Origin of the sequence: Streptomyces sp. W16, from assembly GCF_033194735.1 — a bacterium.
Taxonomy (GTDB): Bacteria; Actinomycetota; Actinomycetes; order Streptomycetales; family Streptomycetaceae; genus Streptomyces.
Window position 1 is genome coordinate 1 of record NZ_JAWOAI010000324.1, and the last position, 11577, is coordinate 11577.

Genomic DNA, 11577 nt, shown 5'->3' on the forward strand with positions numbered 1-11577 from the left:
GCGGACGGCGCGGACCGCTGGATCGCCCTGTACCGTCTCGACGCCCCCGGCCCGTTGCCGCAGTTCCGCCTGGCGGCCCCGGCCCGGCTGGGCACCGTCGTCGAACTGCCCGCCGAGGGGCTGGTGGCCGCGGAGCTGCTCTTCGACCGCCCGCTGGCGCGCGGCGAGACCGTGATCGTCGACTACACGGTGGAGCATCGGGACCCGCGTCCGTACTCCCTGCGCGCCGAGACGACCATTCATGTGCCGATGCGCGAACACCTCCTGGAGGTCCGCTTCGCGAAAGGGTCATTGCCACGCGCGTGTTACTCGTTCCGCACGAACGGCCTCGACTCCCACGCCGGCGCCGCGCGGCCCAGAGAGCAACGGCTACGGGTGGACGCGTCGGGGTCGGTGCACGCGGTGGCGTTGGGGGTGGGGCCCTGCCGGGTCGGGATTCGGTGGGTATGGGCGTGAGAGGGCGTTGTCAGTGGCGGGTGGCACCATCGAGGCATGGTGCAGGTCTGTCTCAACGGGGTCCGTGGGGCCGTCGACGGGGTGATGGTGCCGGTCTCGCCGGGGGCGATGGCCGACGCCGCGGCCGAGGCTGTCGCGGTGGGGGCCACCGATGTACACGTCCATCCCAAGTCCCCTTGCGGGGACGACACCTTGTCACCGCGCGTCATCGCGGTGACGCTGGACGTGATACGGGCGCGGGTGACCGTGCCGGTCGGTGTGACCACCGGTGCCTGGGCCGAGCCGGAGCCCGCCGCCCGGCTGGAGCGGGTGCGCGGCTGGACCGTGCTGCCCGACCACGCCTCGGTCAACTGGCACGAGCCGGGCGCCGAGGAGGTCGCGGCGGCGTTGCTGGACCGAGGCGTCGGAGTGGAGGCCGGCATCTGGTCCGGCACGGACGGGGCCGCCCGCTTCGCCGTCTCACCACTCCGCTCGAAGGCGCTGCGGGTCCTCGCGGAGGTGACCGACCCGGATGCGGACACGGCCGAGGCGTCCGCCCGCACACTCCTCACCGAGCTCGGCACCGATCACGGCCGCCCGGTGCTGCTGCACGGCGAGGACGGCGGCGCCTGGCCGGTGCTCCGACTGGCGGGGCGGCTGGGGCTCGCGACCCGGATGGGCCTGGAGGACACCCTGTTCCTGCCGGACGGTGAACGGGCCCTGTCCAACGCTCAGTTGGTCGCCGAGGCGTTGGTCCAGTACGGGTGCGCCCAGCGCTCGTCGTAGGGCAGCGCGACGAGCTCGGCCCGCACGGCCAGATCGGAGTCGCCCCGGGCGCGGAGGCGGACGGCACCGGGGCCGGCCAGCCAGGTGCGCAGATCCGCCACGCCGGTGTCCTCGCTGTCGTCGTACCACCTCGGAAACGGGGAGGAGTCGGACAGCAGGTCGTCGAGCCAGCTGTCGGAGCAGTGCGCGAGATGCGCGTCCGCGACCGGGCCCGGTATCCACCCGTCCAGGAACGGCAGCACGGTCCCGGCGATCGTGGCGCAGGTCTCGAAGGTGTCGTCGATGCCGTAGGGCGGCTCGGGCAGGGTGAGGGTGTCCTGCCACCAGGCGCGCAGGAAGGCCTCGATCGCGGCGGCCTGCTCGGCCGGCCAGGAACGCCAGTCCACCCGGCTCAGTCCATGGGCGCCGTAGCCGATCGAGCCCAGGGTGCCCTCGGCCATCGCCCGTGCGGCCTGCGGCAGTAGGCGTCGCATCACGGCCGAGTGGTCGTCGAAGTGGTCGGGCACCTCGAAGAGGTAGTACTGCACCACGTCCAGGGGCACGCGCGTGTACGGCGTGCGCAGAAGCGCGGTCTCCTCGGGCGCGTGGCAGAATCCGCAGCCGGTCTCGTGCGGGCTGGCGAATCCGTTGAAGACCGTGTCGATGTCCGCCAGGGCGGCGTCAAGTGCGGCAGAGAACATGGGAGTTGGCCCCGTCGGTACTCCGTGCACGGCGTCGCCGCCGGCCGAAGAGAACGACGCTAGCAGCCACAAACCCGCTCGCTCCACCCCTTTCGGATGGGGACAGTTGAAGGTGATGAAACACAACTGAGGAACCCGAGGAGTCCCGATGTCGACGCTGCGCGTCACCGCCGAAGTGCTGACCGTCCACGAACACCCGAACGCCGACGCCCTCGAACTGGCCCAGGTCGGCCTGTACCGGGCCGTCGTCGCCAAGGGCGCGTACCGCACCGGCGACACCGCCGTCTACATCCCCGAGCAGTCCGTGCTCCCGGCCGCGCTGATCGAGGAGTTGGGGCTGACGGGACGCCTCGCGGGAAGCAACGCGGACCGGGTCAAAGCCGTGCGTCTGCGCGGTGAGCTGTCGCAGGGCATCGTGTGCCGGCCCAAGGCGCTCGCGGACGTGGATCTGGCCCGGGCCGCCCTGGACGGCACCGACTTCGCGGAACTGCTCGGCATCGTCAAGTGGGTGCCGCCGATCCCGCCCACGATGAACGGAGACGTCGAGGCCGCCCCCGATCTGCTGCCCTGGGTGGACATCGAGAACATCCAGCGGTTTCCCGGGATATTCGAACCGGGCGAGGCTGTGGTCCTGACCGAGAAACTGCACGGCTCGGCCTGCCTGCTCACCTACTTCGCCGAGGACGGCCGCGTACAGGTCTCCTCGAAGGGATTCGGCGCCAAGTCCCTTGCCCTGAAGGAGGATCCGCGCAATCTGTACTGGCGGGCGGTGCACGGCCACGGCGTCCCCGAGGCCGCCGCCCGCCTCGCCGAGCGGCTCGGCGCGCGCCGGGTCGGGATCTTCGGCGAGGTGTTCGGCGCGGGCGTGCAGGACCTGACCTACGGCGCCGACGGACGACGCACCACGCTCGGATACGCCGTGTTCGACGTGTCCGCCGAGATCGACGGGTCGGTGCGCTGGCTGGACGCTGCCGAACTGCTCGACGGGGAGCTGCCGTTGGTGCCACGGCTGCACGAGGGGCCGTACGACATCGAGCGGGTGCTGGAGGTCGCGAGCGGACGGGAGACCGTGTCCGGGCGGGGGCTGCATCTGCGGGAGGGCGTGGTGATCCGGCCGGCCGTGGAGCGGTACAGCCCCGTGACCGGCGGCCGTGCCATCGCCAAGGCGGTGAGCGCGGCCCTTTCGGCGTTCCCCCGGTTCCGTCATCAGCCGTGAACCCGCGCCCCGTTCGCCGACCACGTCGTCCGGGTTGGACAGGACACAGGTCGCCAGGGACAGACAGCCGCAGGCGATGCAGTCGGTGAGGTGGTCGCGGAGGCGGTTGAGCTGCTTGATGCGTTCGTCGAGTTCGGAGCGCCAGGTCTCAGAGAGGTGGGCCCAGTCCTCGCGGGTCGGGGTGCGCTCCTCGGGGAGTTCGGCGAGCGCCTCGCGGATGGTGGCCAGCGGGATGCCGACGCGCTGGGCGGCCCGCACGAAGGCGACCCGGCGCAGGGTGTCACGGGTGTACCGGCGCTGGTTTCCCGTGGTGCGGCGGCTGCTGATCAGGCCCTTGGCCTCGTAGAAGTGCAGGGCGGAGACGGCGGCGCCGCTGCGTGCGGCGAGTTGTCCCACCGTGAGCTCGTGGATCTTCTCGGGAATCTGGGGCACCCCTCGAACCCTACCCATCCGCCGGCGCCGGTGGTCCGTTGACAGCGGCCCGGCATGCGACCATGCTAAGCAGTTGCTTAGGCATTTCGAGACGCGTGATGCTGGATGACGTGAGAGGCCGGGACATGGCAGAGCCGAGGATCTTCACCTCCGTCGACGACCTGCGGGCGGCGGTCGGGGAGCAGTTGGGGTACACCGACTGGGTGGAGGTGGACCAGAAGCGGATCGATCTGTTCGCGGACGCGACCGGCGACCACCAGTGGATCCACGTGGACCCGGAGAAGGCGGCGGCAGGCCCCTTCAAGACGACCATCGCGCACGGCTACCTCACCCTGTCGCTGCTCCCGCTCTTCGGGCCGCAGCTGATCAAGGTCGAGGGCGTGAAGATGGGCGTCAACTACGGGACGAACAAGGTCCGTTTCCCCGCCCCGGTCCCGGTCGACTCCCGGCTGCGCGCCACCGCGACGATCACCGGCGTCGACGACGTGCCGGGCGGCGTCCAGGTGAGCGTCGCGTTCACCGTGGAGCGCGAGGGCGGCGACAAGCCGGTGTGCGTGGCCGAGTCGGTGTCGCGCTACTACCTCTGAGCGGCCAACCTCCGCACGGCGGCGGCTACTTGGCCCCCACCATCCGCAGTACGAGGTCGGCGTAGAGCGCGCCGACCTCGTCGGGCGTCCGGGGCCCGTCGAGACTGAACCAGCGGGCCACGTCGATGCACAGGGACAGGATCGCGAGAGTCGTGCCCTTCACGTCCGCCACGTCGAAGGAGCCGTCCGCCACCCCGTCCTCGACGATCCCACGCACCTCGGCGTCGACCTGCCGGCGCAGCGCGAGGATCTCGGCGCGGGCGTCCGGGCCGAGCGAGTCGAGTTCGTACTGCACGACCCGCGCGGTGGTACGACCGCCCGCGTGCCAGCGGACGAAGGAGCTCACGGCGTCGGCGAGCCGCTCGGCGGCACTGCCCTCGCGCCCCGCCGCCGTACGCAGGATGTCGAGGGCCTTCTCGTGGCCGATCCTGCTGATCCGGTGGAGCAGCTCTTCCTTGGTCTTGTAGTGGATGTAGAGCGCGGCCGGGCTCATCCCGGCGCGGCCGGCGATGTCCCGGGTGGTCGTCGCGTGGTAGCCGCGCTCGGCGAAGGCCTCCACGGCGGCGATCAGCAGTCGCCGGGCCGCGTGGGGCGTGACCTCTGCCCAGGCCTGCGGGTCGCCCGCGGTCGTCTCCTCCGCCGTACTCATCGCTCGTAAGCCCCTCTCGATGACAAGGGCTCCACCATACCGCCGAACCTGAGCGAGCGCTTAGTCTGGCCGCTCAGAGCTTTTCGAAGGGGTCATGCTCGGCGAGGAGCTTCTCCAGCCTGGCCTGGTCGACCCGGCTGACGATCTGGCCGACCTCCTGACGGTCGCGGACCACCTTGGCGAGCGTGAAGGCGGAGGTGACCAGGTAGAGGACGGCGATGCCGAGGAAGGCCCGTACCCAGGTGTCGGCGTGGAGCCGGAAGATGCCGATGGCGGTCGCCGAGAGGGCGATCGCGAAAGAGGCGACGGCCTGGCCGTGATAGGCGGCCGTGGTCTGCTGTCTGACCGGTGTGTCACTCATGGGTCCACGATGCGGCAGACAGGAGCCTCGCCACATCCGTGCGGATACTCAGCCCGTGTAGTCACAAAGGACCTGGCTCAGAACGCCGAAACGCCTGTCAGCGCACGCCCGATGAGCAGTTTCTGGATCTGGCTGGTGCCCTCGTAGAGGGTCATCACGCGGGCGTCGCGCAACAGTTTGCCGGCCGGGTACTCGTCGATGTAGCCGTAGCCGCCGAAGACCTGGAGGGCGTTGTTCGCGGCGCGGACGGCGGCCTCCGAGGCGAAGAGCTTGGCCTTGGAGGACTCGGTGGCGAAGGGCAGGCCCCGGTCGATCAGGTCGGCGACCCGCCAGGTCAGCAGCCGGGCCGCGTCCACGTCGACGGCGATGTCGCTGATCAGTTCCTGGACGAGCTGGTGGTGGGCGATGGGCTTGCCGAACTGCTCGCGCTCGCCGGCGTAGCGCACGGCCACGTCCAGCGCGGCCTGGGCGATGCCGACGCAGCCCGCCGCGACCGACATCCGCCCCTTGGCCAGCGCGGACATCGCGACCGAGAAGCCCTTGCCCTCGGGGGCGAGCATCGCGGAAGCGGGGACGCGCACGTCTTCGAGGACGAGTTCGGCGGTCGCCTGGCCGCGCAGGCCGAGCTTGCCGTGGATGGTGCGGCGGGTCAGGCCGGGGGTGTCGGTGGGCACGAGGAAGGCGGAGACACCCTTGTGGCCGGGGGCGTCGGTGGCGCGGGCGAAGAGCAGCACGACGTCGGCCCAACTGCCGTTCGTGATGAACATCTTGGTGCCGTTGACGACGTAGTCGTCGCCGTCCCGGACCGCCCGGGTGGTGAGGTTGCCGGCGTCGGAGCCGGTGCCGGGTTCGGTGAGGCCGAAGCAGCCGACGTACTCGCCGGAGGTGAGCCCCGGCAGCCAGCGCCGCTTCTGCTCCTCGCTCCCCCAGGCCGCGATCGACTTGGCGACCAGGCCGAGCGACACGGAGACGATGCCGCGCACGGAGGAGTCGCCGCGTCCGAGTTCCTCGGTGACCAGGCAGTACGCGAGATGGTCGCCGCCCGAGCCGCCGTACTCCTCGTCGATGGTCAGCCCCAGGAAGCCGACCCCGCCGAGCTTCTTCACGATCGACCGGTCGACCTCTTCGGCACGGTCCCAGGCGATGACGTGCGGGGCGATCTCACGGTCCACGAAGTCCTTGGCGAGCCGCCGTACGGCCTGCTGCTCCTCGCTCAGTCCCAGGTCCATCGCGCGTCACCCCAAATGAAAGGCCGTACATCGACTGGTGCACATCGACTACTGCACATTTAAATTAGCACTGCTAGTTTCGCTCTCGCAGCCCTACTATGTGCGCCATGGCCCGACCGCGCAAGCCCCTCCTCAGCACCGACCGGATCGTCGCGACGGCCCGTGTGCTGGTGGACACGGAAGGCCTCGCGGCCGTGTCCACACGTCGGCTCGCTGCCGAGCTGGGGGTGAGTGGGCCCTCGCTCTACAACCACTTCCGCACCAAGGACCAGATTCTGGAGGCGGTCGCGGACTCGGTGAGCGCGCAGGTCGATCTGTCGATGTTCGAGGACGGCCGGGACTGGCGTACCGCGCTGCACGACTGGGCCGTGTCCTATCGGTCCGCCCTGCGTGACCATCCCAACATCGTGCCTGTGCTCGCGACCGGGCCTGGGCGGCGGCCGGCGGGGTTGCGGCTCGCGGACGCGGTGTACGGCGCGATGGTGGATGCGGGGTGGCCGCCTGCGCAGGCCACGTCGATCGGGGCGCTTATGCGGTACTTCATCATGGGGTCGGCGCTCGGGTCGTTCGCCGGGGGGTTTGTGGACGACGCGAGTGCGTACGATCCGGCCGATTATCCGCATCTTGGGCAGGCGCATCTTCTTGCCGAGCAGCAGGAGAAGATCGATGAGCGGGCTTTTGAGGTGGGGTTGGCTGCGTTGCTGGAGGGGTTGGCTCGGCAGTTCTCGGAAGTGGCCGGTCGGTAGGGGCGGCTATGGGGGTGGGGGGTTCTGTTTTTTGCCGAGTACCGCTCCGTCGTGGCTGGTCGCGCAGTTCCCCGCGCCCCTGACAGGTACCGCATGCCTTCAAAGAGCCCGGACGATCGCCTTCGGTAGGTACGCCGAGACCACCCAGTTCGGGGCGTCCACCACCTCTGTGATTCTCAGGTCTACGGCCACGCTGCACAGGACGTATGCGTCGATCGGGGCCAGGCCGTAGCGGGTGCCGAGGTGGTCGATCATTGCTCGGGTCGCGTCCTGGGCGGCGCGCATGAGGTCGGGGGCCACGCCCATCGTGGCGTAGTGGCCGGCGCGGTCGGCGTCCGTGCGGAGTGGGCCTGCCGTTTCGAACTGGGGGGCCGCGATCCGGCGGCCCTTGTGCAGGCGGATCCGGGCCGCGCCCGACAGGGACGCCTCGATCGCGCTGACGCACAACTCGCCGTCACCCTGGGCGGCGTGGGGGTCGCCGAGGCTGAGGCGGGCGCCCGGTACCTGGACCGGGAGGTAAAGCTTGGTGCCGACCACCAGGTCCTTGCAGTCCACGTTGCCGCCGAAGTGGCCCGGGGGCAGGACGCTTTGGGGTTCGGTGACGTCTGGGCAGACTCCAACCACCCCGCAGAAGGGGCGGATTGGGATGTCGGCCACGTCGAGGAAGTTGGCCGTGTCTCCGCCGGTCAGGTCCCACAGGTGGAGGTGCGCGTCGGGGAAGTCCTCGCTGAGCAGGCCGAGTCCGGGCAGAACGGCCGTCCAGCCCCAGTCGACCGACCTGAGCTCCAGGAACTCCACCTCCAGTACGTCGCCCGGCTCGGCGTCCTTGACCAGGACGGGTCCGGCCAGGGGATAGACCCGGTCCCAGTCGAATCCCGCGACCGCCTGGACCGTCGACGCCGGGTCGAACTGTCCGTCCGTGGCCTCGGTGAGGTCGAACGACACGGTGTCGCCGTCCTCGACCTCCAGCACGGGCTCGTGCTCCGTCGACCACAGGCGATGCACACGCTTCGGTACGGGGTGGTGGCTCATCGGACGTCCTCACCTGTCGGCACTTGTGCCGGACTCTGCCCCTCCGACCGAGTCGACGTCAAGCCTCCCAGGCAATAGATCTAACCCCATAGGCATCACGCCCGCACCCCGAACCTGACGTCCGATTTCCGCCAGCGCCGCCGCCCTGCCCCCGCATAACCTCGGGACATGAAGAAACCCGCCCGCCCCGCCGAAGCGACCGCCGCCGCAGCCGCCGTCGTCACCGTCGTGCTGTGGGCCTCCGCCTTCGTGTCCATCCGGAGCGCCGGATCCGCCTACTCACCGGGGGCCCTGGCCCTGGGGCGGCTGACGAGCGGGGCGCTGGCGCTGGGGGTGCTCTGTCTCGTACGGCGGGAAGGGGTGCCGCCCCGGTCCGCCTGGCGGGGGATCGCGATCTCGGGCGCGCTGTGGTTCGGCTTCTACATGGTCGTCCTGAACTGGGGCGAGCAGGAGGTGGACGCCGGTACCGCCGCTCTCGTCGTGAACATCGGGCCGATTCTCATCGCCCTGCTCGGCTCGCGGCTGCTCGGTGACGCGATGCCGCCGCGGCTGCTCGCGGGGATGGCGGTGTCCTTCGCCGGTGCGGTGACCGTGGGGCTGTCGATGTCGGGCGAGGGCGGTTCGTCCGTGCTCGGTGTGGTGCTGTGTCTGCTCGCGGCGGTCGCGTACGCCGGTGGGGTCGTCGCCCAGAAGCCGGCCCTCGGCCGGGCCAGCGCGCTCCAGGTGACGACGTTCGGGTGCCTCATCGGGGCGGTGCTCTGCCTGCCGTTCGCGGGGCAGCTCGTCCAGCAGGCGGCCGACGCGCCCGTCTCCGCCACGCTCAACATGGTCTACCTGGGCATCTTCCCGACCGCCCTCGCCTTCACCACCTGGGCCTACGCCCTCGCCCGTACGACCGCCAGCCGCATGGGCGCGACGACGTACGCCGTGCCCGCGCTGGTCGTCCTGATGTCGTGGCTGGCGCTCGGCGAGGTGCCGGGGCTGCTCACCCTGGCGGGCGGGGTGTTGTGTCTCGCGGGCGTGGCGGTGTCGCGGTCCCGGCCGCATGCGAAGGCGGAGGTGGAGCAGGCTGCGACCACCGCCACTGACCCGGAGCCCGAACAGGTCCCGTAGACAAGGCGGTTCAGAACACCACCAGTGCCCGGCCGCCCTTCCCCGCCATCATGTTCTCGAACGCGGCCGGAATCCCGGCCAGTTCGATCCGTTCCGTCACCAGTGCGCCCAGGTCCAGGCGTCCGGCACGCACGTGTTCGGCGAGTACCGGGAGGTCCTTCGCCGGGTCGGAGTTGCCGTAGACGCAGCCGCTCAACGTCCGTCCCCAGTGGAAGAGTTCGAGGGCGTTGAAGGTGACCTGCTGGTCCTTGCCGCCGATGCCGACGACCGTGGTGCGACCGCCCCGGCGGGTGGTCTCCCAGGCGGTGCGGATGGTGACCGCCCGGCCGACGCACTCCACGGCGACGTCGACGCCCTGTTTTCCGGTGAGGGCGCGGATCTCGCGGGCCGTGTTCTCGGAGGCGACCACGTAGTCGGTGGCTCCGGCCGCGCGCGCCAACTCCTCCTTCTCCGGGGAGACATCGACGGCGACGATCTTCGTGGCGCCCGCGATCCGGGCCGCCTGGAGGGTCGCGAGGCCGACTCCGCCGACGCCGAAGACCGCGACCGTCTCGCCCTCCCGTACCTGCGCCGAGTGGTGGACGGCGCCGTAGCCGGTGAGGACGGCGCAGCCCAGAAGTGCCGCGTCCGTCAACGGGATTCCGTCCGGGAGCGGCAGGACACAGGCGGCCGATACGACCGTCTCCTCGGCGAACGCGGCCACGTTCAGGCCGGGATGGAGGTCGGTGCCGTCGGAGGCACGGTGGGCGTAGACGTCGGCGGCGCCGTTGAGGGCGTTGACGCAGAGCCAGACCTCGCCGAGCGTGCAGGCGTGGCAAGTGCCGCAGGACGGGGCCCAGTTGAGGACGACGGAGTCGCCGGGTGAGATGTGGGCGACGTCCTCCCCCACGGCCACCACCGTGCCCGCGCCCTCGTGACCGAGGACCGCCGGTACCGGCACACGCATGGTGCCGTTGGTCAGGGACAGGTCGGAGTGACAGACCCCGGCGGCGGCGAGGCGGATACGGACCTGGCCGGGGCCGGGGTCCGGGAGGTCGATCTCGGCGATCTCCAACGGAGCGCCCACGGCGGGCAGTACGGCTGCGCGGACCATGCGAACACTCCTCAGAACTGGAGGGACTTGGTCTGGAGGTACTCGGACAGTCCGTGCGCGCCGAGTTCCCGGCCGACACCCGACTGCTTGTAACCCCCGAACGGGGCACGGGGGTTGAAGCGTCCGCCGTTGATGTCCACCTGCCCGGTCTCCAACCTCCGTGCGAACGCGACCGCTTCCGCCTCCTCACCGGCCCACACCGCGCCCGCCAGGCCGTACACCGTGCCGTTGGCGATGCGCACGGCGTCGTCCTCGTCGTCGTAGCGGAGGATGGAGAGGACCGGGCCGAAGATCTCCTCCTGCGCGATCGTCATGTCGGGGGTCACGTCGGCGAACACGGTGGGGCTGATGAAGTAGCCCTGCTCGGACGGGGATTCGGGACCGCCCGCCACCAGCCGCGCGCCCTCCGACACACCCTTCTCGATGTAACTCCGCACCCTGGCTTGCTGCTTGGCGTTCACGACCGGGCCGATGCGGTCGCCGTACTTGGCGGCGGCGGTCGCGGCGAGTCGGACGGCCTCGTCGTACTGGTCGCGGTGGACCAGCATGCGGGTCCAGGCGCTGCATGTCTGGCCGGAGTTGGACATCACGTTGGCGACGCCTACGTTGACGGCCTTGGCGAGGTCGGCGCTCGGCAGGATGACGTTGGCGGACTTGCCGCCGAGTTCGAGGGCGACCTTCTTGATCGCGGCGCCCGCCGTGGCACCGATCTGACGGCCCACCGCCGTGGAGCCGGTGAAGGAGACCAGGTCGACGCCCGGGTGCTCGGCGAGGGCCTGGCCGGCGATCGGGCCGAGGCCGGTGACGAGGTTGAAGACGCCGGCCGGGATGCCCGCCTCGTCGACCGCCTCCGCGAACAACTGGGCGGTGAGCGGGGTGTCTTCGGCGGGCTTCAGCACCACCGTGCAGCCTGCCGCGAGGGCGGGGGCGACCTTGGCGACGATCTGGTGGAGGGGGTAGTTCCAGGGGGTGATCGCGCCGACCACGCCGATCGGCTCCTGGTAGACCGTCGAGTTGCCGACCTTCTCCTCGAAGGCGTGGGTCGCGGCGAGTTCGGCGTAGGAACCCGCGACCGCGATCGGCACGCCCGCGTGGACGGCCTGCGAGAAGGCGAGCGGGGAGCCGAGTTCGGCGGTGACCGTCTCGGCGATCTCTTCCTTGCGGGACACGAGCACGTCCCGCAATGCCGCCAGGCGGGCGGCGCGTTCGGCGGGCGGG

General features: G+C 70.7%; 12 protein-coding genes and 2 pseudogenes. 6 read left to right on the forward strand and 8 right to left on the reverse strand.

The genetic code is table 11. The annotated features are described in order from the left end of the window. Positions 1–456, forward strand: a pseudogene (locus R6V09_RS33635) (hypothetical protein); the annotation flags it as partial. 36 nt (positions 457–492) lie between these two features. Further along, positions 493–1221 (forward strand): 3-keto-5-aminohexanoate cleavage protein, encoded by a 729-nt coding sequence (locus tag R6V09_RS33640; RefSeq protein ID WP_317885244.1) that lies wholly within the window; start codon positions 493–495, stop codon positions 1219–1221. Here R6V09_RS33640 and R6V09_RS33645 read toward each other — a convergent pair. Continuing rightward, the gene (locus R6V09_RS33645; protein WP_317885245.1) at positions 1167–1901 is read right to left on the reverse strand and encodes a hypothetical protein; all 735 of its coding nucleotides are present in this window, start codon (positions 1899–1901) and stop codon (positions 1167–1169) included. The two genes, R6V09_RS33640 and R6V09_RS33645, sit on opposite strands and share 55 nt — an antisense overlap. 148 nt (positions 1902–2049) lie before the next feature. Here R6V09_RS33645 and R6V09_RS33650 point away from each other — a divergent pair, with 148 nt between their 5' ends. Beyond that, the gene (locus R6V09_RS33650) at positions 2050–3117 is read left to right on the forward strand and encodes an RNA ligase (ATP) (protein WP_317885246.1); all 1068 of its coding nucleotides are present in this window, start codon (positions 2050–2052) and stop codon (positions 3115–3117) included. On the opposite strand, the pseudogene soxR reads toward R6V09_RS33650, so the two are convergent. Next, a pseudogene (gene soxR, locus R6V09_RS33655) lies at positions 3067–3549 on the reverse strand (redox-sensitive transcriptional activator SoxR); the annotation flags it as partial. The gene R6V09_RS33650 and the pseudogene soxR sit on opposite strands and share 51 nt — an antisense overlap. 125 nt (positions 3550–3674) lie before the next feature. Between soxR and R6V09_RS33660 the strand changes: the two are divergent. Continuing rightward, entirely contained in the window at positions 3675–4136 is a 462-nt protein-coding gene (locus tag R6V09_RS33660; protein ID WP_317885247.1) for a MaoC family dehydratase, read from the forward strand. Between the two features lie 25 nt (positions 4137–4161). Here the strand turns inward: R6V09_RS33660 and R6V09_RS33665 are convergent, their stop codons facing one another. From R6V09_RS33665 to R6V09_RS33675, 3 genes are all read right to left on the reverse strand, one after another. Next, entirely contained in the window at positions 4162–4785 is a 624-nt protein-coding gene (locus R6V09_RS33665; RefSeq protein ID WP_317885248.1) for a TetR/AcrR family transcriptional regulator, read from the reverse strand. A gap of 73 nt (positions 4786–4858) precedes the next feature. Further along, complete coding sequence (locus R6V09_RS33670) at positions 4859–5146, reverse strand: YiaA/YiaB family inner membrane protein (protein WP_317885249.1); 288 nt, start codon at positions 5144–5146, stop codon at positions 4859–4861. A 77-nt stretch (positions 5147–5223) separates the two neighbouring features. Next, a complete protein-coding gene (locus R6V09_RS33675; RefSeq protein WP_317885250.1) occupies positions 5224–6375 on the reverse strand; it encodes an acyl-CoA dehydrogenase family protein in 1152 nt (383 codons plus the stop codon). Positions 6376–6482: 107 nt separating this feature from the next. Between R6V09_RS33675 and R6V09_RS33680 the strand changes: the two genes are divergently transcribed. Further along, the gene (locus tag R6V09_RS33680; protein ID WP_317885251.1) at positions 6483–7121 is read left to right on the forward strand and encodes a TetR/AcrR family transcriptional regulator; all 639 of its coding nucleotides are present in this window, start codon (positions 6483–6485) and stop codon (positions 7119–7121) included. A 99-nt stretch (positions 7122–7220) separates the two neighbouring features. Here R6V09_RS33680 and R6V09_RS33685 read toward each other — a convergent pair whose 3' ends face one another. Further along, positions 7221–8153, reverse strand: a complete 933-nt coding sequence (locus R6V09_RS33685; RefSeq protein ID WP_317885252.1) for an acetamidase/formamidase family protein — start codon at positions 8151–8153, stop codon at positions 7221–7223. Positions 8154–8321: 168 nt separating this feature from the next. Here R6V09_RS33685 and R6V09_RS33690 point away from each other — a divergent pair, with 168 nt between their 5' ends. Further along, complete coding sequence (locus R6V09_RS33690; protein ID WP_317885253.1) at positions 8322–9266, forward strand: DMT family transporter; 945 nt, start codon at positions 8322–8324, stop codon at positions 9264–9266. Positions 9267–9276: 10 nt separating this feature from the next. On the opposite strand, the gene R6V09_RS33695 is transcribed toward R6V09_RS33690, so the two are convergent. Both R6V09_RS33695 and R6V09_RS33700 read right to left on the reverse strand, forming a co-directional pair. Then, a complete protein-coding gene (locus R6V09_RS33695; protein WP_317885254.1) occupies positions 9277–10359 on the reverse strand; it encodes a Zn-dependent alcohol dehydrogenase in 1083 nt (360 codons plus the stop codon). Between the two features lie 11 nt (positions 10360–10370). Beyond that, the coding region (locus R6V09_RS33700) for an aldehyde dehydrogenase family protein (protein ID WP_317885255.1) at positions 10371–11577 on the reverse strand (1207 nt) is incomplete at its 5' end.

Bases quoted from the DNA above. Each gene is read 5' to 3' on its own strand.
- R6V09_RS33640 (WP_317885244.1), top strand. From the start codon at position 493: ATGGTGCAGGTCTGTCTCAACGGGGTCCGTGGGGCCGTCGACGGGGTG.
- R6V09_RS33645 (WP_317885245.1), bottom strand. From the start codon at position 1,901: ATGTTCTCTGCCGCACTTGACGCCGCCCTGGCGGACATCGACACGGTC.
- R6V09_RS33650 (WP_317885246.1), top strand. From the start codon at position 2,050: ATGTCGACGCTGCGCGTCACCGCCGAAGTGCTGACCGTCCACGAACAC.
- R6V09_RS33660 (WP_317885247.1), top strand. From the start codon at position 3,675: ATGGCAGAGCCGAGGATCTTCACCTCCGTCGACGACCTGCGGGCGGCG.
- R6V09_RS33665 (WP_317885248.1), bottom strand. From the start codon at position 4,785: ATGAGTACGGCGGAGGAGACGACCGCGGGCGACCCGCAGGCCTGGGCA.
- R6V09_RS33670 (WP_317885249.1), bottom strand. From the start codon at position 5,146: ATGAGTGACACACCGGTCAGACAGCAGACCACGGCCGCCTATCACGGC.
- R6V09_RS33675 (WP_317885250.1), bottom strand. From the start codon at position 6,375: ATGGACCTGGGACTGAGCGAGGAGCAGCAGGCCGTACGGCGGCTCGCC.
- R6V09_RS33680 (WP_317885251.1), top strand. From the start codon at position 6,483: ATGGCCCGACCGCGCAAGCCCCTCCTCAGCACCGACCGGATCGTCGCG.
- R6V09_RS33685 (WP_317885252.1), bottom strand. From the start codon at position 8,153: ATGAGCCACCACCCCGTACCGAAGCGTGTGCATCGCCTGTGGTCGACG.
- R6V09_RS33690 (WP_317885253.1), top strand. From the start codon at position 8,322: ATGAAGAAACCCGCCCGCCCCGCCGAAGCGACCGCCGCCGCAGCCGCC.
- R6V09_RS33695 (WP_317885254.1), bottom strand. From the start codon at position 10,359: ATGGTCCGCGCAGCCGTACTGCCCGCCGTGGGCGCTCCGTTGGAGATC.